A 17,313-nucleotide genomic window follows, 5' to 3' on the forward strand; every position below is an offset into this window, starting at 1 on the left:
CCTTGGGAGCAGTGCACGTGCAGCAATTACGACTGCACGTAATTTGCCGAATTGTGCTTCTTCATCACATCGTCGAAGCGGCGGGCGAAGGCATCGTCGGCAAGCTTCTTGCGGCGCTGGATGTCGGCGGTGGCGACCATGTTTTTCTCGTGCATTTCAAGCAGATCGCCGATGTGCTTTTGCGAGGCGGCACCAATGCCGGCCATGGTCTCTTCGGCGGTGTTGTCGACCTGGCTGCCCAGCGTGTTGATCTTGTGGGCGACATCCTGTTGGGCGGCGGTCTTCAGCGAATCTTCCAGCGCCTTGTACAGCACGATGCGCTGCTCGGTATCGATGGTCAGCTTGTTGATCAGCGTCGATTGCGCCGCGATCTGGTTGTTGAGCGAATCAACGAAGGTCTGGAACATCGAGGTGTAGCGCTCCAGCGTCTGGCTTTCGGCCAGCAATTCCTGCTCCTTGGCCTGCTTTTCGTTGTATTCCGTGGCCAGTTTCGAGCGTTCGCCTTCAAGCTGCGTGCGCTCCTTCTGGCTGGTCGAGGCGGCGATCTTGTTCTCGATGTCGAGCAGCATCGGGTTGAGTTCTTCGATGCGTTTCTGCACGGTCTCGAGATTGGACATGGTGGTCTTGCGGCGCTCGATCACCTGCGACAGGCTGGCCTCGGAGGTCTTGTAGCGCGTGTCGAGAACCTGCTTCTGCGCCTTGAGGATGCCGACGATGGTGTCGGATTTCGCCAGCAGCTCCTGCAGATTGCCGGCCAGCGACATGTTGCGGACGCGGTCGGTGCGCAGGCGCTGCTTGCGCTGGCTGGAGAAGACACCGACGAAATTTTCCCAGCCGGTGTAGTTCTTCATGCTCTCGAATTCGGCGCCGAAGACGTTGGTGGCGTCCTCGAGGCCGATAATCAGGTCGGCGATATTGCCTTCCATCACCTTCTGCTGCTTCAGCACGTCCTCGATGCGGGCATTCTCGATGTCGAAATTGGCGTCGCCGATCTTCTTGTCGGCGGTGGCGAGCGTGTCGAGCACAGTACCGGACTGCTCGATCTTGGTGCGCATGTCCTCAACGACCTGCTTGGTCTTGGCAATCTCGGCGTCGAAATTCTGCAATGTCGCCATTGGGGCCTCCCGCTTCGGCATCGGTTTCGTTTCGCAAACCGCCGCGAATATATGTGCCGGGTTTGGCGAATGAAAGACGGAAGACATGGGATTACAGGAAAACAAAAGAATTTCAGGAGGCCGACCGCAGGATAGTCAGGCAATGATTACGGTGTAACTGCCGTCCAATCAGACACCGCTTCAACCGCGGCTGGACTTTAGGTCGGGAGCGACGCTCAGGGCTTGGGATCGGCCTTGAGGTAGGCGATGACATTGGCGATGTCGTCGTCGCTGGTCAGGCCGGAGAAGGCCATTTTGTTGCCGGGGACCTTCTGCCGCGGCGCGCGCAGGTATTCGGCGAGGTTTGCTTCGTCCCAGACCAGGCCGGCGGCCTTCATCCCCTGCGAGTAGCGGCTGAGATAACTGTCCGCGGTGCCGGCGGTGCGGCCGACGACACCCAGCAGATGCGGGCCGACCTTGTCGTGGTCGCTCGTGGCCTCATGACAGGCCATGCATCTGTTGAAGACTTTCTTGCCGAGAGCGGCATCGCCGTCGGCATGCGCGGCAAGAGCGCCGGCGATGAGGAAAGCAGTTGCAGATGAGATGGCTCGAAGCATGGGAACTCCCCGACGGCTCTGGCTGTGAGGTTCTGAAATAGCAAGCAGGCCTTAAACAAGCGCCGCACGATGGCGCGATTGGCGAACGAATGTCGGCCGGGAGGTCGGATGAAGGCAATAGCGCTGGTCAGGTTCTGGTGAAGCCGATGAAATCGTCGGGCACGGCGCGGCCCATTTCCTCTTCCCAATGGCGGCGGCAGAGCGAGACATAGACATCCTTGCCGATCGCCACCTGTTCGCCCTGTTTCGCCACCTTGCCGTCGGCGCCGAGGCGCACCACCATCGTCGCCTTGCGGCCGCAACGGCAGATGGTGCGCACCTCGCGCAGGTCGTCGGCGATTGCCAGCAGGGTGCGCGATCCGGAAAACAGCTTGCCCTGGAAATCGGTGCGCAGGCCGTAGCACATGACCGGGATGTTCAGCCGGTCGGCGATGCGGGCGAGTTGCCAGACTTGCTCCTCTTCGAGGAACTGCGCCTCATCGATGAAGACGCAATGGACCGTGGCGTGGTCGTGATGCTCGGCGACCCGGGCGAACAGGTCGTCGCCGTCGCGGAACATCTCGGCTTCCGTCTCCAGGCCGATGCGCGACGAGATCAGCCCGGTATCGCCCTTGCGGTAGTGGCCGGCGATGAACAGCATCGTCGTCATGCCGCGCTCGCGGTAATTGTACGAGGCCTGCAACAGCATCGTCGTCTTGCCGGCATTCATCGTCGCATAATGGAAGTACAGCTTGGCCATACCGTCCTTTTAAGCCGAGTTGCAACAAAGCGGGGAGGGGGAGCGCCTACATTCCACCGGGAAAAGGCGACTTCCATCCGGAAAGCGGCGGGCGTGTCGCTGATCGGCCAGCCTGCGCCGTTGTTCGTGATTGCCTTAGTGCTTGAAACCGCAGCAGAATGATGTTTGGCTGACGGAACAAAGGCGGAGATAAACCGTCGCTTCGCTTCACCGAGAACTGAAATGGGAGAATTTTCATGTCGCGTATGAGTTCATTCGTCGCCGGCCTCGGCCTGGCGGCTTTTCTATCCACGACTGGGGCCTTCGCCGGCGATCCGGAAAGCTGCAAGACGGTGCGGCTGTCCGATGTCGGCTGGACCGACATCCAGGCGACCACCGGCGTCGCCTCGGTGCTGCTCACGGCGCTGGGCTACGAGCCGCAGGTGATCCAGCTTTCGGTGCCGGTGACCTATGCGTCGCTGAAGAACAAAGACCTCGACGTGTTCCTCGGAAACTGGATGCCGTCGATGACCAACGACATCAAGGACTATGCCGCCGAAGGCTCGGTCGAGACCGTCAGCGAAAATCTCAGCGGTGCCGGCTACGGCATCGTCGTTCCGACCTATGTCGCCGATGCCGGTGTCAAGACGCTGACCGATCTCGGCAAGTTCAAGGACAAGTTTGACGGCAAGATCTACGGCATCGAGGCCGGCAATGACGGCAACCGCATCATCCTCGACATGATCAAGGATCCGAAGACCAATCTTGAAGGCTTCGAACTGGTCGAATCTTCCGAGGCCGGCATGCTCACCCAGGCCGAGCAGTCGATGAAGAACAATGAATGGATCGCCTTCCTCGGCTGGACGCCGCATCCGGTGATGGGCGCCATGAAGATCACCTATCTCGAGGGGATGGGAGATAGCGGCTTTGGTGCTGCCACCGTGCATACCAACGTACGCAAGGGCTACATGAGCGAATGCCCGAACGCCGGCAAGTTCATCGCCAATCTGAAGTTCAACCTCGACATGGAAGGCGAGATGATGGACGCGATCCTGAAGGGCGGCGATGCCAATACGGTCGCGACCGACTGGCTGAAGAAGCACCCGGACGCGGTCGCTCCCTGGATCGCCGGCGTCACCACCTTCGACGGCGGCGATGCGGCGGCTGCGGTGAAAACGGCGCTCGGAAGCTGACCCGACCATCTGGCATGACGAGACAAAGGGCAGCCACGGTAGAAATGGCTGCCCTTTTTCATATCCTGTGACAAGATGACCGTCCGGCGAAGGACGGCGCCGGCAGAAGAGGGGCTAGATGGATCCGATCTCCAAATTCCTGGTCAGTTACAAGATTCCCATCGGGGCATGGGGGAAGGCGTTTTTCGGCTTTCTCACCGACAATTTCGACACCATCTTCAGGGCCTTTTCCAACAGCCTCAACTTCCTGCTCGACGGCATCGTCGACGGGCTGCTGTTGCTGCCGCCGGTTCTGCTGATCGCGCTGATCGCTCTGCTCGCCTATTTCCTGCAGCGCTCGAAAGGCCTGGCTTTGGCGGTATTCATCGGATTGCTGTTCATCCTCAACCAGAACCTGTGGAAGCAGACGGTGGAGACGCTGGTGCTGGTGGTCGCCGCCGCCGCCGTGTCGATGGCCATCGGCGTGCCGCTCGGCATCTGGGCCGCGCACAAGCCGAAGGTGTATCGCGTCATGCTGCCGGTGCTCGACCTGATGCAGACATTGCCGACCTTCGTCTACCTGATCCCGGTGCTGACCCTGTTCGGCCTCGGCAACGCGCCCGGCCTGATCGTCACCATCATCTTCGTCATCCCGACCTCGGTTCGGCTCACCCATCTCGGCGTCACCTCGGTGCCGAAATCGATCGTCGAGGCGGGCGAGGCATTCGGCGCCACCAAGCGCCAGCTGCTGTGGAAGGTCGAGCTGCCTTCAGCGCTGCCGACCATCATGGCTGGGCTGACCCAGTCGATCATGCTGTCGCTGTCGATGGTGGTGTTCGCCGCCCTGATCGGCGCCGGCGGCCTCGGTACGGAAATCAACCGGGCGCTCGGTTCGCGCAGGATCGACCTCGGGCTTGAGGCAGGGCTCGCCATCGTCGTGCTCGCCATCGTGCTCGACCGGATGACGCGCATCGGCGTGGGAGGCAAGAAATGACCGTCGCCGTCGATTTCAGGAATGTCGACATCGTCTTCGGCGCCGACCAGGCAGGCTCGCTGGCGCTGATCGACAGTGGTGCCACCCGAGCCGAGATCCTCGAAAAAACCGGCAACGTACTGGGCTGCGCCGGCGCCAGCCTCACCGTGAACGAGGGCGAGATCTCGGTGCTGATGGGGCTTTCCGGCTCCGGCAAATCGACGCTGCTCAGAGCCGTCAACCGGCTGAACGTCGTCTCGCGCGGCCAGGTGCTGGTCAAGGATGGCGACGGCACGGTCGACGTCGTCACCTGCGACGAGGCGACGCTTCGGCGGCTGCGGCAGAAACAGGTGGCGATGGTGTTCCAGCAGTTCGGCCTGCTGCCGTGGCGCACGGTGGAGGAGAATGTCGGCCTTGGCCTCGAGCTCGCCGGCGTACCCGAAGCCGAGCGCAAGGAGCGGGTGAACAGGCAACTGAAGCTGGTTCATCTCGACCAGTGGTCGAAGAAATATGCGCATGAGCTGTCCGGCGGCATGCAGCAGCGCGTCGGCCTGGCGCGCGCCTTTGCCACCGAGGCGCCGATCCTGCTCATGGACGAGCCGTTCTCGGCGCTCGATCCGCTGATCCGGACCAAGCTGCAGGACGAGTTGCTGCAGCTCCAGGCCGAGCTGAAGAAGACCATCATCTTCGTCAGCCACGACCTCGAGGAGGCGCTGAAGATCGGCACCCATATCACCATCATGGAAGGCGGGCGCATCGTGCAAACAGGCGCGCCGGAAGACATCGTGCTGCGGCCCGCCAACGACTATGTCCGCGACTTCATCGCCAATGTGAACCCGCTCTCGGTGCTGACCGCGTGGAACGTCATGCGCGACCGACGCGACCTCGAACATGGCGAGAACGGCTGGGTGTGGCTCGACCGGCGCAGGACGACGCGTTTCAAGATCGACGAGCATGGGCTGGTGGCGGCGGCCGAGCGCGACGGCAAGCCGGCGGTCTGGGTGTCCTGCGCCGATGTCGAAGCCCAGCCGGAGGAGACGGCTCAGGTATTCTGGGCCAATCCCGGCACCTCGCTGAAGACCGTGATGCTGGCCATGCATCGCTCGCAGACCGCACCCGTCGCGCTATTCGACGAGCAGTCGCGCTTCGTCGGCGCCATCGGCGTCAGGGATGTGTTGAGCGCGGTGCTGCGAAGATAGTTTTTCTCCTTGGGGAGAGAACCAAGACCAAACGCCGAGTTCTGTCGCGCCCCCCTCTGTCCTGTCGGACATCTCTCCCACTTGGGGGGAGATCGGCGGCTTCGCGGACGGCTCTCACATTCCAACGTTTGTAATTGGCGAAATCGGCGATGACGGCCAATCTCCCCACCTGTGGAGGAGGTGTCCAGCAGAACAGAGGGGGCGCGAAGGAACGCCGGCTTAGCCCGATACGCAAGCTAAACCGCCAGCGGCAGGCGCAGCTCCGTCATCAGGCCGCCATCGGGATGGTTGGACAGGCTGACTTCGCCGCCGGCGCTACGGGCGATGTTGCGGGCGATGGTCAAGCCGAGGCCGAGGCCGCCGGTCTGACGGCTGCGCGACTGTTCCAGGCGCACGAACGAGCCGAACACGGCGTCGAGCTCGGCTTGCGGGATGCCCGGACCCTCGTCATGGATCGCCAGCGTGATTGTCTTGCCTGATTGACGCAGGCTGAGATGCGCCCTCTTGCCATAGGTCACCGCGTTCTGGACGAGGTTGGTGACACAGCGCCGTAGCGCGACCGGCTGCGCGACGCAGATCAGGCCGCGCGAGCGCGTGTCCTCATTGTCGAAGGAGACCTCGTCGAAGCCGTCGGCGATCGATTCTACCAGCGACCAGAAATCGATCCTCTCGCTCTTCTCCTCGGTCACCTCGAAAGTGGCGAAGTCGATGACCGAGCTGGCGATGCCTTCAATGTCGGCGAGGTCGTGCGCCAGTGCGGCGCGCACGGACGAATTCCTCAGCAGTTCGAGGCGCAGCCGCATCCTGGTCAACGGCGTGCGCAGGTCGTGCGCCAGTGCGGCGGCAAGATGCTCGCGGTCCTCGACGTAGGCGCGCAGTCTTGCCTGCATGGCATTGACCGCCTTTGCCGCGGTACGCACCTCGCGGCTGCCGCTCTCGGCGATCGGCGGGCTCTTCAGGTCCTCGCCGATCCGCTTCACCGCGGTCTCCATCATCCGGTAGGGCGCCGTCAGCCGGCGCAGCGACCAGATCGAGGAAGCCACCACCAGCCCGGCGATCAAGGCATAGAGTGGCAGGCTATCGAAGCTCAATATCGGCCCGGCCGGCGTGTTCGGCTCGGTGAAGTTCAGCCATTGGCCGTCGGCAAAGCGAAGCGAAGCGGTCAGCTTGTCGCTCTGGGCGAAATCGGCCGCCAGCACCAGCAGGTCGCGCTCGACCTGGCCAATGTCGGGACCGGCGACCGTCCCGCCGGGAGCGTCGGCTTCGTGCGTTGCCGGGTCGCGGCGGACCCGCGCGTCGGTGATGCCGAACTTCGATAGCCGGCCGACCAATATGTCCTCCAGTTCGGCCAGCTCGTCGTCGCCGGCTATCGAGGAAGTAACGGCGGGCGTGTTGGAAACGGTGAGCGCATAAGTGGCGTTGAACAGGCCGGAGGCCGTCGCCTTGCGCTGTTCGGGGGTGGCGTCATGCATCAGCTGTACCAGCGAGAAGGCGCGGTCGTTCAGCCGGTAGAGATCGACGACGTCATTGGCGGCGGCACGGTCGCGCGAAACGATGTAGAGGGTCGCGATCTGGCTGATCAGCAGGCCGGCGATGACGATGAGCAGCACCCAGACCGGCAGCGTTTGCGGCAGAATGCGTCTCATTCGGCGGTCGTCTCAGGCAGGAACTGGTAGCCGCCGCTGCGCACCGTCAAGATCAGCTTCGGCGTTTTCGGGTCATCCTCCATCTTGCGCCGCAGCCGGCTGACCAGAATGTCGACGCTGCGATCGAAGCTGTAGCCGCTGTCGCCGCCGGACAGCTCGATCAGCTGCTCGCGGCTCAGTACGCGCTGCGCGCTCTTGACGAAGGTCTGCAGGAGATTGAATTCGGCCATCGTCAGCTCGATCCTGACGTCGCCGGGCGCCATCAGCCGGCGGCGCGAACAGTCCATCGTCCAGCCGGCGAAATGGTAGATCTGCCGCGAGGCGGCGCGTCGCGGTTCGGCGGCGCCATGGCGTCTCAAGACGGCACGAATACGTGCGAGCAGCTCGCGCGGATCGAAGGGTTTCGGTACGTAGTCGTCCGCGCCCATCTCCAGCCCAACCACGCGGTCGGTAGTTTCGGTAACCGCGGTCAGCATGATGATCGGCGTCGAATAATTGGCGCGCAACTCGCGGCAGAGCTCCAGCCCGCTCTTGCCGGGCAGCATGACGTCCAGGACGATCAGGTCGACCTGGGCGCGGCGTAGGATGGTCTCCATCTCGGTGCCGTCGGCGGCGACCGATGTATGCAGCCCTCGCTTCTGGAAAAATTCCTGAAGCAGGTCGCGAATGCCCTTGTCGTCGTCGACGATCAGTATGTGGGGGTCGGATTTCACAGGGAACCTGTCATTTGTGGATCGCCCAAGCGCTGCTTCGGCTGTCAGCCAGACGATAGAATTCAGGCCATAAGTTGGCCAGTGGAGATCGGCGGCCCGATCCGGGCTGCCCAGAAACAATCCAGAAACAAAATTCTACAATCCGGAAAAACTGCCGAAAAAAATCAAAGGCATAAGTGGTGCCGTGGCGGTCAGGTCATCGGCTGCGACACGCGTTACGGGATTACGGACAGACCAATGCAAAGGTTCTCGATCAGTCTGATGGGTGCGTTGCTTTCCATTTCGCTCGTCACGGTCGCGGTCGAACATGCCGATGCAAAACTGGCCGATGCGAAGGTGGCCAATGCAAAGGCGGCCGATGCAAAGGTGGCGACCACCCGCAGCGAGCGTTGCATCGATCTGAACCGCCAGTTTGACGAAGCCCTCGAAACCCATGCCGCGGCAACGCAGGTCACCGCGGCGAAAGCACTTCAAAGAAAGGGAAACCGGTTCTGCGCCAACAAGAAACAGGCACAGGGAATCCGGATGCTCGCGAACGCTTTGAAGCTGCTTGGAGTGACACCGATCGATCCCGTTCAGTGACACTCAATCCGATCTGCACAAAAAGGAAGTGAAGCCATGAAAAAGTCCCTCCTCTCCGCCCTCGGTCTCGCCATCGCGCTGGCCGTCTCGATGCCGGTTCTCGGCGCCAGCAGCGCCAATGCCGCGACCACCACCCCGGCTGCGACGACAACGACGACCGCTGCGCCGGCCAAGGCCGTGAAGAAGGTCGCTGCCAAGAAGACCGTCAAGAAGCACAAGAAGCACGCGGTCAAGGCAGCCCCGAAGGCCTGATCAAGCGACATCTTTCTACCCTATGAGAAGACCGCTCCAGTTGCGATTTGCCTGGAGCGGTCGTCTTTTTTGTTGCGTGCATACAATAGGGCCAGGCCCGGCCCACACCCCCGGTTGAACGCCAGACGGCAGTTCCCACATAGGCACGGACTTTGAACTGCGCCTGCCGGGAAGCCGATCGCGCGCGGTTGAATGGACGACCGCTTTTGCCCATGTCAAAATGACCGCAAAGCTGTCGTACGCAATTGCCGGTCCAATGCCTGAAATCACGACAAAACCCCGTACCAGCACGAAGCCGAAGGTCGAACGGCCGAAGCTCTACAAGGTCATCCTGGTCAATGACGATTTCACGCCGCGCGAGTTCGTCGTGACGGTGCTGAAGTCCGAGTTCAAGCTCAGCGAAGACCAGGCGCATAGGATAATGATCACCGCGCACCGGCGCGGCGTCTGCGTTGTCGCCGTCTTCACCAGGGATGTCGCCGAGACCAAGGCGGCGCGGGCAACCGATGCCGGCAAGGCCAAGGGCTACCCGCTGATGTTCACGACGGAGCCGGAGGAGTAGGGCGGTTCGCTTTCTTCCTCCTCCTCTTGTGGGAGAAGGTGGCCGAGCGAAGCTCGGTCGGATGAGGGGTGTTCCAGCTTGGCAAGGACGGCACTCCGTCCAGCACCCCTCAACCGTCTTGGCGCTGCGCGCCAATCCACCTTCTCCCACAAGGGGAGAAGGATAAACCGCGTTACCGCCCTTCGCGGTACCACATCGAGCCCATCGCCAGAAGCAGCAGGCCGAGGCCGAGGAAGCCGCCGAACAGCGGCACGCGCGAGACGGCCTTGAGTACGCTGTCGTCGGTGGTGCGCAGGCCGATCCAGTCATCGCCGGAGGCAGCGCCCGAGGAACGGACCGGGACTACGGATGGCAGCGTGACGGTGCTGGTGAGAGTGCCAAGTGCTGAGGCCGGCGCCAGCCGGCGAACGCTGCCGCCGGTTGCCTCAGCCGGTGGTTTCAGCCGGTTCTCGGTGGAGACGACGTCGGTGAATTCCGGGGCGTTGACCGGCCCGACATGGGCCAATGCCGTCAGGTCGCCATTGCCGACCTGATAGAGACCGATTTCGTTGGTCTCGACGCTGCCGAGGAAGACGCCTGGTTCGGATTTCTCGAGCCTGACGATCAGTGCCTTGCCGGACGGCGTGATGACTTGCGCCGGGCCGGGGTCGTCGCTCATCGTCTGGCGGCGGATTTCAAGCACCATGCCGCGGCCGTCGGCGGTCAGCCGCTCTTCCTCGAGTTCGGGCTCCTTCATCAGCCAGTGGGCGATGCGCCGGTAGAGCTGGACATGGGGGCCGCCGCCCTCGAAGCCGCGCGCCCACAGCCAGCCCTGGTCGGACAGAAGCATGCCGACGCGGCCTTCGCCCTTGCGATCGAGCAGCAGCAGCGGCCGGTTGTCGGCGCCCTTCATCACCACCTCGCCCTCGGGGTTCTCGACGCCGATGGTGCGGAACCAGCGGCTCCAGTGCGGCGGCTCGGTCGCGGAGCCGTCGAGCCCGCGCGTTACCGGATGACGCTGGCCGGTATCGGTGAGGCGCGGATAGAAGGCCTTGTCGATGACCTCGCCGGTCGGCATTGCCGGCAGCGCCGACATCAGCGGCGTGCGGGCGATCGAGCTTTCGCCGGCATATTCGGGGCCTGCCGCGATCAGCAGCGCGCCGCCCTTTTCGACATATTCGGAGATATAGTCGTAATAGAGGATCGGCAGTACGTCGCGGTGCTGATAGCGGTCGAAGATGATCAGGTCGAAATCCTTGATCTTCTCGACGAACAGCTCGCGCGTCGGGAAGGCGATCAGCGACAATTCGTTGATCGGCGTGCCGTCCTGCTTTTCCGGCGGGCGCAGGATGGTGAAGTGCACGAGGTCCACCGAAGCGTCGGATTTCAGCAAATTGCGCCAGGTGCGCTCGCCCGCATGCGGTTCGCCGGAAACGAGCAATACGCGCAGATTTTCGCGAATGCCGTCGATCAGCGCGATGGCGCGGTTGTTGGTGTCGGTGAGTTCGCCCGGCTCGTGGTTGATGGCGAGTTCGACAATGTTGCGCCCGGCGCTGGGAATGGTCACCTGCAGCGGCATCGCCTGGCCGATGTTGGCGTGCTCGACCGATACCTGCTCGCCATTGACCGATACGCGGACATCGACCGGGCCGGTTTCGTTGTTGGTGGCGATGACGCGATAGGTCATGTCGAGCGGCTTGCCGACGAGGCCGAAGCGCGGCGCATTCTCGAAGCGAATGCGACGGTCCTTTTCATGCTCGTTGCCGGTAATCAGCGCGTGCAGCGGGGCATTGAAATCGGGTGCGCCGGACGGCGCGTCATGCACCTCGCCATCGGTGATCATGATGGCGCCGCCGATGCGCGATGGCGGCACGTCGCGGAAAGCATTTTCGAGCGAGGAAAACAACCGCGTCTCGGTGCGCTCGTCAGCGGCTTCGGACTTGCCGGCTTCGACGACACGGACGTCGAACTGCTTGAAGCGGCCGAGACGCTGCTGAAGCCCGGCCAACGCCGCGTCAGTCTGCTTGGTGCGGTCGCCGATATCCTGGCTCTGGCTGCGATCGACGACGACGGCGACGATGCTTTTCAGCGGCTCGCGCTCTTCGTCGAGGAACACCGGATTGAGCAGCGCCGCAGCCAGCGCAATCAGGGCTGCCAGGCGGAAGACCGCGCCGCGCTGGCGAAACCAAAGGCCGGCGAGGGACAGCAGCAGCAGCGGCACCAGAACCACGGCGAGCAGCGGCCAGGTGATGAGCGGTTCGAAGGCGAGCGACCAGTTCATGGTCTATTGCCCCAGCCGTTCGAGCAGCACCGGGACGTGCACCTGATCGGATTTGTAGTTGCCGGTCAGCATGTACATCATAATGTTGACGCCGGCACGCAGCGCATAGATGCGCTGCATCGGATCCGAAGGCACCGTCGGCAATAGCGGGTCGCCATTCTCGTCGACGGCCCAAGCGCCGGCGAAATCATTGGCGGTGATCATGATCGGAGAAACGCCGTCGCCGGTGCGCACCGGGCGGTTCTCGGTGTTGCTGGCTTCGAGCGATGCCTCGACCCAAAGCGGGCTGCCGGCAAAACGGCCAGGAAACTCCGGAAGGATATAGAAGGATTTGGTCAGCACGTGGTCCGACGGCACCGGCTCCAGCGGTGGCACGTTGAGGTTGCCGAGGATGTCGCGCAGCCGCTCCGTCGCCGGGCTGGTCGAATCCGCACCAATGCCATTGGCGAACTGGTCGCGGGTGTCGAACAAGACCGTTCCGCCCTGCTGCATGTAGGCGTCGATGCGGGCGATGGCGGCCTCGCTGGGCATCGGGGCCGAGGGATCGATCGGCCAGTAGATCAGCGGATAGAAGGAAAGTTCGTCCTTCGAGATGTCGACGCCGGCCGGTGCTCCGGGTTCGAGCGCGGTTTTTTCGATAAGAAAGCGGGTCAGGCCTTCGAGCCCGGCGCGGCTGATCGAATCGACACCCGGCTCGCCGGTCAGCACATAGGCGATCCGGGTCTTTGAAATGTCCCCGATCGCCTCCGTATCTCCCGGTTTGGCGTCGTCGGCGCGCGCGACGTCCGCGTGGCCAATCAAAGCGCCGAGCGCAATCAGCAGGACGGCTGCCGTGGCCGCAGCGCCGGCACGGCGCGGCCGGCGCGACAACAGGCCGCCCATCCAGAATACGGCAAGCGTGTCGAGCACCATCAGCACCAGAGCGGCCGTGACAAGCGGACCTTTGAGGTTGTGCTGCTCGTCGAAGGCATACTGGATGGTGGTGACCGGCACCGTGATTTCAGGCCGGGCCAGCGGCGTGAATGCGCTGTCGCCACCGAGCAGATTGTGAGCGAACACTCCCGTCTCCGAGCCGTAGAGGCCGGGCGGGTTTTCCAGCGTCACCGGCAGCGGGCCGGCGCCGGGCACCAGCGGCCTGGCATCCGGCGTCGGCGGCACCAGCGTGCCGTCGGCGGCGATCATACGATAGGGTGCCAGCGACGTGGCGGCGGCCTCGGCATTGGCGACAGCCGCGCCCTGGTTGCGCGACAATTGCACGATGCGCCGCAGCATCTCGACGAAGCTGCCGGAGATCGGCAGGTTGGACCACGTCGCCTCGGGGGTGACGTGGAACAGTACGAGGGTGCCCTTCTCCTTCTTCATCCCGGTCACCAGCGGCGTACCGTCGGCAAGCGTGGCCCAGGTGCGCTCGACAATGTCGGGCGTCGGCTCGGCCAGCACCTGCCTGGTGACGGTGACCTCGGTGGGCGGCGCGAGGTCGGCGAAGGGACCGGTTTTCGGGAATTCGGTGACCGGCTGCGGCGCCGTCCATGATAGCGCGCCGCCAAGCGATCGCTCGCCGGTGCGCAGCCGGACCGGCAGCAGATCGTCGTCATTGCCGGCGGCGGCCAGCCGCGAACCGGCAAAACGCACCAGCGTGCCGCCCTTGTCGACCCAGTCGACCAGCCTCTGCCGCGCCTGTTCCGGAATGGTGCCGACATCGGCCATGACGATCATCGCCGGTTTCTGGTCGAGCAGTTGCGGGATGGCGTCGGCGAGATCGACGCTCGACGGCTCGACGAGATCGGCGAAGGGCTGCAGCGCGCGGCGAATGTAGTAGAGCGGCGACAGCAGCGGTTGCGCCTGATCAGCCTCGGACTGCGACAGCAGCCCGACGCGGCGGCGTTTTGAGCTCTCATCGAGCACGCGGACGGCACCGGCCTGGCGCTCGCCATCGAGCGCGATGTAGGCGAAGTCGTTGCGCAGTTCGAACGGCACCGCCATCGTGCCGGTTGCGGTGGTTCCGCCCGGGGCAAAGGTCAGCGTTGCGTCGGCAATGCGGCGGCCCTTGTCGTCGAACGCGCCGGCCGTCACCTGTGCAGGTGCCGGATCGCCCGGTGCGCGGATGGCGGTCAGGGCGAAGCCGTCGACCTGGTTGTCGGCGCCGGTCAGGCCGGTCAGCGACAGCCGGTCGGAGACGGCCCAGACGACACGTGCCGCGTTCTTTGACAACAACGTGTTGAAGGCGGCTTCGTCGCCTTGCGCCGCCAAGCCATCGGCGAGCACTGCGACGCTTGCGCCCGGCAGCGACTCCAGGGCTGACGCGACGCGGGCGTAGACGGCGGGGCGGTCGGTCGGGATCGGCCGCGGCTTTGCCGCGCGCAGCCGGTCGAGCGCGGCAGCGGCATCGAAGGGACCGATCTCGGCATTCGGCTTCTCGGCGGTGAAAGCGATGAGCACCGGCACGCCGTTCGAATTGGCATCGGCGATCAGCCGCTCGGCGGTGGCGACCCGCTTGCCCCAGTCGGCGGCACTTGCCCAGTCATTGTCGATCACCAGCGCCAGGGCGGCGCCCTCGGCCGGCAGCTTTTCGCGCGGGTTGAAGACGGGTTCGGCAAGTGCTGCCACGACAAGCGCGGCCATCAGCAGCCTGAGCAGCGTCAGCCACCAAGGGCTCTGCTGCGGCGTTTCTTCGCGCCTCAGCACGCGGGCGAGAATCCTGAGCGGCGGAAACACCTCGGCTTGCGGCCTGGGCGGGGTCAGCCGCAGAAGCCACCAGATCACCGGCAGCGCCAGCAGGCCCCACAGCACCATCGGCGCCCCGAAGGAGAGCGGCAGCCAACTCATGCGCGGGCCCTCCCGGCAAAGCTGCCTTCGGCGGTCATCGCCATGTGGATGCGCACCAGCGCCTCGGAGGCAAGGCGATCGGTATGATTGACGGTAAAGCTCCAGCCAAGCCGTTTGCACCAGGCGGCCAGTTCCTGGCGGCGGGCGGCATAAAGCAGGCGATATTCCTCGCCCAGCATTTCGGCGCGGCCGGCGGTCAGCTTGTCGCCGGTCTCAGGATCGGTGAATTCGGTGCGCCCGGCATAGGGGAAGCTTTCCTCGGCCGGATCGGCGACCTCGACCAGATGGGCGCGCACGCCGTGGCGGGCGGGAACGTCCAGCCACGCAATAGTGTCCTCGACGGGGTCGAGGAAATCGCTGACGAGGACGATGTCGCAGAACCGGCGAATGCCGGATAGATCGGGCTTTGCCGGCAGGTCGCCGGCGTGCATCAGTTGCGCCGCGATGCGCTCGGCGCCATTGCGGGCGGTGAACGGGTCGGTCAGGCCCGGCCAGGCAATACGCTCGCCGCTGCGCGACAAAAGCTCGGCCATGGCCAACGTCAGCACCAGGGCGCGCGATTCCTTGGAAACGCTGGCCCCGGTCGATTTGTAGAGCATGGAAGGCGAGGGATCGGCCCAAAGCCACACCGTGTGTGCAGCCTCCCATTCACGGTCGCGGACATAGGTGTGGTCGTCGCGGGCGGAACGGCGCCAGTCAATGCGCGAGGAATCGCCTTCGACATAGGGCCGGAACTGCCAGAAATTCTCGCCGATACCGCGCTTGCGGCGGCCATGCCAGCCGGCAATTACCGTATTGACGATGCGGCGCGCCTCGACCAGCAGATCCGGCACCAACGAAGCCCGCAACCGGCCTCTGGCGAGCGCATCGCGCGTCGCTGCCGGTGCCTGCGCTTCACCGATGCGCGCCATCAAATCCCTTTCGCGAGCTTCGCCACAACATCGCGAACCGTGGTGCCCTCGGCGCGGGCGGCGAAGGTCAGCGCCATGCGGTGCTGCAGCACCGGCTCGGCGAGCGCGCGGACGTCGTCGACCGACGGCGCCAGCCGGCCGTCATAGAGGGCGCGGGCGCGGGTGCACAGCGTCAGCGCCTGGCTGGCGCGCGGGCCTGGGCCCCAGGCGACGTGCTTGTCGGTATCGGCGTTGCCCTGGCCGGGGCGCGCTGAGCGCACCAGCTTGAGGATCGCCTCGACGACGCTTTCCGGCACCGGCATACGGCGGATGAGCGTCTGGATGTCCTTCAGCCGCGCCGGCTGCAGCACGTTTTCAGCCTTGGCATCCTCGATACCGGTGGTCTCCAGCAGGATGCGGCGCTCCGCCTCGATCTCGGGGTAGAGGATATCGACCTGCATCAGGAAGCGGTCGAGCTGCGCTTCCGGCAGCGGATAGGTGCCTTCCTGCTCCAGCGGGTTCTGCGTCGCCAGAACGTGGAACGGTGACGGCAGATCATGGCGCACGCCGGCAATGGTGACGTGGTATTCCTGCATCGACTGCAGCAGCGCCGACTGGGTGCGTGGCGAGGCGCGGTTGATCTCGTCTGCCATCAGCAGTTGCGCAAAGATCGGCCCGGAAATGAAGCGGAAGGAGCGCTTGCCGAATTCATCCTGCTCCATCACTTCCGAGCCGAGAATGTCGGATGGCATCAGGTCGGGCGTGAACTGGATGCGGCGCGAATCGAGGCCGAGCACGATGCCCAGCGTTTCGACCAGCTTGGTCTTGGCGAGGCCGGGCACGCCGACCAGCAGTGCATGGCCGCCGGCCAGCAATGCGACGAGCGTGCGCTCGACGACGCTTTCCTGGCCGAAAATGACCCGGCCGACGCCGTCACGGACCCTCGAAATGTCGGCCAGCGCTTTCTCGGCCTGCGCCACCATGTCCTTTTCGCTGATTGGGCTTTCCTTGATCATAACGCTCATGCAGCATCGATCCTTCTGTTGGAAACACCGCTTGGCACCTTGGTGCCGCAGAGAATGCCGCGATTCGGCTTCGCATGCGCCTGCAATGAACTTAAATCACAGACTTAGGCTGACAAGCGGAACAACAGTGACTATTTCGTGACCATGACGGAAGCCGCCGACCATCGTGAAGAGAGCCTGACGGCCGCGACCGAGGCGCGCGGGCTGGAAGCGCTGGTCTCGCGCGCGACGCGCGCCGGTAAGGGGCCGGCGCCGGTGGAACGCTGGAATCCGGCATTTTGCGGCGATCTCGACATGGAAATCAAGCAGGACGGCACCTGGTTCTATCTGGGAACGCCGATCGGCCGGATGCCGCTGGTGCAGCTTTTTTCCTCAGTGCTGCGCAAGGACGCGGACGGCAGGACTTACCTGGTGACGCCGGTGGAAAAGGTCGGCATCCGCGTCGCCGACGCGCCCTTCATTGCCGTCGAGATGGACGTGTCGGGCGTCGGCGACGGACAAATCATCACCTTTCGCACCAATGTCGGCGACGTGGTCGAGGCTGGGGCGGGACACCCGCTGCGCTTCGTCGATGAGGACGAGACAGGTGGCCTGAAGCCTTATGTGCTGGTGCGCGGGCGGCTGGAGGCGCTGGTGGCACGGCCGGTGATGTACGAGCTGGTCGAGCACGGCGAAGAGATCGACATCGGTGGCAAGAGGATGTTTGCCGTCCGTTCCAAAGGCGAGGTCTATCCAATCATGCCGGCTGAGAAACTGAAACGGCTGAGCGCATGATGGACCGCCT

Annotated in this window: 16 protein-coding genes; 7 read left to right on the plus strand and 9 right to left on the minus strand. The window is 64.0% G+C overall.

Annotated features, from left to right (window positions below; translation table 11 throughout):
• Positions 1 to 26: 26 nt before the first annotated feature.
• The 3 genes from NKH99_RS05250 to NKH99_RS05260 form a co-directional block, all read right to left on the minus strand.
• The gene (locus NKH99_RS05250; RefSeq protein WP_352450536.1) at positions 27 to 1,115 is read right to left on the minus strand and encodes a hypothetical protein; all 1,089 of its coding nucleotides are present in this window, start codon (positions 1,113 to 1,115) and stop codon (positions 27 to 29) included.
• Between the two features lie 215 nt (positions 1,116 to 1,330).
• Positions 1,331 to 1,711 carry a c-type cytochrome gene (locus NKH99_RS05255; RefSeq protein WP_352469717.1) on the minus strand — a complete coding sequence of 127 codons (381 nt, stop codon included), beginning with the start codon at positions 1,709 to 1,711 and terminating at the stop codon, positions 1,331 to 1,333.
• A gap of 127 nt (positions 1,712 to 1,838) precedes the next feature.
• Positions 1,839 to 2,450: a thymidine kinase gene (locus NKH99_RS05260; RefSeq protein ID WP_352770904.1), complete on the minus strand. Its 612-nt coding sequence runs from the start codon at positions 2,448 to 2,450 to the stop codon at positions 1,839 to 1,841.
• Positions 2,451 to 2,686: 236 nt separating this feature from the next.
• On the opposite strand from NKH99_RS05260, the gene NKH99_RS05265 reads away from it, so the two are divergent.
• From NKH99_RS05265 to choV, 3 genes are all read left to right on the plus strand, one after another.
• A complete protein-coding gene (locus tag NKH99_RS05265; protein WP_292660734.1) occupies positions 2,687 to 3,622 on the plus strand; it encodes a choline ABC transporter substrate-binding protein in 936 nt (311 codons plus the stop codon).
• 118 nt (positions 3,623 to 3,740) lie between these two features.
• Positions 3,741 to 4,595: a choline ABC transporter permease subunit gene (gene choW, locus NKH99_RS05270; protein ID WP_254819158.1), complete on the plus strand. Its 855-nt coding sequence runs from the start codon at positions 3,741 to 3,743 to the stop codon at positions 4,593 to 4,595.
• Positions 4,592 to 5,773 carry a choline ABC transporter ATP-binding protein gene (gene choV / locus NKH99_RS05275; RefSeq protein ID WP_352540993.1) on the plus strand — a complete coding sequence of 394 codons (1,182 nt, stop codon included), beginning with the start codon at positions 4,592 to 4,594 and terminating at the stop codon, positions 5,771 to 5,773. The genes choW and choV overlap by 4 nt, the downstream gene beginning before the upstream one ends.
• 236 nt (positions 5,774 to 6,009) lie before the next feature.
• Here choV and NKH99_RS05280 read toward each other — a convergent pair whose 3' ends face one another.
• Both NKH99_RS05280 and NKH99_RS05285 read right to left on the minus strand, forming a co-directional pair.
• A complete protein-coding gene (locus NKH99_RS05280; protein ID WP_353013043.1) occupies positions 6,010 to 7,419 on the minus strand; it encodes an ATP-binding protein in 1,410 nt (469 codons plus the stop codon).
• Entirely contained in the window at positions 7,416 to 8,132 is a 717-nt protein-coding gene (locus tag NKH99_RS05285) for a response regulator (RefSeq protein ID WP_352683911.1), read from the minus strand. The genes NKH99_RS05280 and NKH99_RS05285 overlap by 4 nt, the downstream gene beginning before the upstream one ends.
• Positions 8,133 to 8,369: 237 nt before the next feature.
• Between NKH99_RS05285 and NKH99_RS05290 the strand changes: the two genes are divergently transcribed.
• The 3 genes from NKH99_RS05290 to clpS all read left to right on the plus strand — a co-directional run bounded on the left by NKH99_RS05290 (position 8,370) and on the right by clpS (position 9,528).
• A complete protein-coding gene (locus tag NKH99_RS05290) occupies positions 8,370 to 8,714 on the plus strand; it encodes a hypothetical protein (protein ID WP_352469825.1) in 345 nt (114 codons plus the stop codon).
• Positions 8,715 to 8,750: 36 nt separating this feature from the next.
• A complete protein-coding gene (locus NKH99_RS05295) occupies positions 8,751 to 8,966 on the plus strand; it encodes a hypothetical protein (protein ID WP_352450529.1) in 216 nt (71 codons plus the stop codon).
• A gap of 256 nt (positions 8,967 to 9,222) precedes the next feature.
• A complete protein-coding gene (gene clpS / locus NKH99_RS05300) occupies positions 9,223 to 9,528 on the plus strand; it encodes an ATP-dependent Clp protease adapter ClpS (protein WP_352540995.1) in 306 nt (101 codons plus the stop codon).
• Between the two features lie 172 nt (positions 9,529 to 9,700).
• Here clpS and NKH99_RS05305 read toward each other — a convergent pair whose 3' ends face one another.
• Genes NKH99_RS05305 through NKH99_RS05320 form a run of 4 tightly spaced genes read right to left on the minus strand, consistent with a single transcriptional unit; the run spans position 9,701 to position 16,529 of the window.
• Positions 9,701 to 11,788 carry a hypothetical protein gene (locus NKH99_RS05305; RefSeq protein ID WP_352770908.1) on the minus strand — a complete coding sequence of 696 codons (2,088 nt, stop codon included), beginning with the start codon at positions 11,786 to 11,788 and terminating at the stop codon, positions 9,701 to 9,703.
• Positions 11,789 to 11,791: 3 nt separating this feature from the next.
• On the minus strand, positions 11,792 to 14,614 hold the full coding sequence (locus NKH99_RS05310) for a DUF4159 domain-containing protein (protein WP_353013046.1): 2,823 nt from the start codon (positions 14,612 to 14,614) through the stop codon (positions 11,792 to 11,794).
• Entirely contained in the window at positions 14,611 to 15,525 is a 915-nt protein-coding gene (locus NKH99_RS05315; RefSeq protein ID WP_352540998.1) for a DUF58 domain-containing protein, read from the minus strand. The genes NKH99_RS05310 and NKH99_RS05315 overlap by 4 nt, the downstream gene beginning before the upstream one ends.
• The gene (locus NKH99_RS05320) at positions 15,525 to 16,529 is read right to left on the minus strand and encodes an AAA family ATPase (RefSeq protein WP_352450525.1); all 1,005 of its coding nucleotides are present in this window, start codon (positions 16,527 to 16,529) and stop codon (positions 15,525 to 15,527) included. Before NKH99_RS05320 ends, NKH99_RS05315 begins: the two co-directional genes overlap by 1 nt.
• A 144-nt stretch (positions 16,530 to 16,673) precedes the next feature.
• Here NKH99_RS05320 and NKH99_RS05325 point away from each other — a divergent pair, with 144 nt between their 5' ends.
• Positions 16,674 to 17,303, plus strand: coding sequence for a DUF1285 domain-containing protein (locus NKH99_RS05325; RefSeq protein ID WP_352469826.1), 630 nt, complete (start codon positions 16,674 to 16,676; stop codon positions 17,301 to 17,303).
• Positions 17,304 to 17,313: the final 10 nt, after the last annotated feature.

This window comes from Mesorhizobium sp. M0854 (assembly GCF_040319815.1).
In the GTDB taxonomy this organism is placed as follows: domain Bacteria; phylum Pseudomonadota; class Alphaproteobacteria; order Rhizobiales; family Rhizobiaceae; genus Mesorhizobium.

Bases quoted from the DNA above. Each gene is read 5' to 3' on its own strand.
- NKH99_RS05260 (WP_352770904.1), bottom strand. From the start codon at position 2,450: ATGGCCAAGCTGTACTTCCATTATGCGACGATGAATGCCGGCAAGACG.
- choV (WP_352540993.1), top strand. From the start codon at position 4,592: ATGACCGTCGCCGTCGATTTCAGGAATGTCGACATCGTCTTCGGCGCC.
- NKH99_RS05305 (WP_352770908.1), bottom strand. From the start codon at position 11,788: ATGAACTGGTCGCTCGCCTTCGAACCGCTCATCACCTGGCCGCTGCTC.
- NKH99_RS05290 (WP_352469825.1), top strand. From the start codon at position 8,370: ATGCAAAGGTTCTCGATCAGTCTGATGGGTGCGTTGCTTTCCATTTCG.
- NKH99_RS05310 (WP_353013046.1), bottom strand. From the start codon at position 14,614: ATGAGTTGGCTGCCGCTCTCCTTCGGGGCGCCGATGGTGCTGTGGGGC.
- NKH99_RS05315 (WP_352540998.1), bottom strand. From the start codon at position 15,525: ATGGCGCGCATCGGTGAAGCGCAGGCACCGGCAGCGACGCGCGATGCG.
- NKH99_RS05280 (WP_353013043.1), bottom strand. From the start codon at position 7,419: ATGAGACGCATTCTGCCGCAAACGCTGCCGGTCTGGGTGCTGCTCATC.
- choW (WP_254819158.1), top strand. From the start codon at position 3,741: ATGGATCCGATCTCCAAATTCCTGGTCAGTTACAAGATTCCCATCGGG.
- NKH99_RS05265 (WP_292660734.1), top strand. From the start codon at position 2,687: ATGTCGCGTATGAGTTCATTCGTCGCCGGCCTCGGCCTGGCGGCTTTT.
- NKH99_RS05255 (WP_352469717.1), bottom strand. From the start codon at position 1,711: ATGCTTCGAGCCATCTCATCTGCAACTGCTTTCCTCATCGCCGGCGCT.
- NKH99_RS05325 (WP_352469826.1), top strand. From the start codon at position 16,674: ATGACGGAAGCCGCCGACCATCGTGAAGAGAGCCTGACGGCCGCGACC.
- NKH99_RS05320 (WP_352450525.1), bottom strand. From the start codon at position 16,529: ATGAGCGTTATGATCAAGGAAAGCCCAATCAGCGAAAAGGACATGGTG.
- NKH99_RS05295 (WP_352450529.1), top strand. From the start codon at position 8,751: ATGAAAAAGTCCCTCCTCTCCGCCCTCGGTCTCGCCATCGCGCTGGCC.
- clpS (WP_352540995.1), top strand. From the start codon at position 9,223: ATGCCTGAAATCACGACAAAACCCCGTACCAGCACGAAGCCGAAGGTC.
- NKH99_RS05250 (WP_352450536.1), bottom strand. From the start codon at position 1,115: ATGGCGACATTGCAGAATTTCGACGCCGAGATTGCCAAGACCAAGCAG.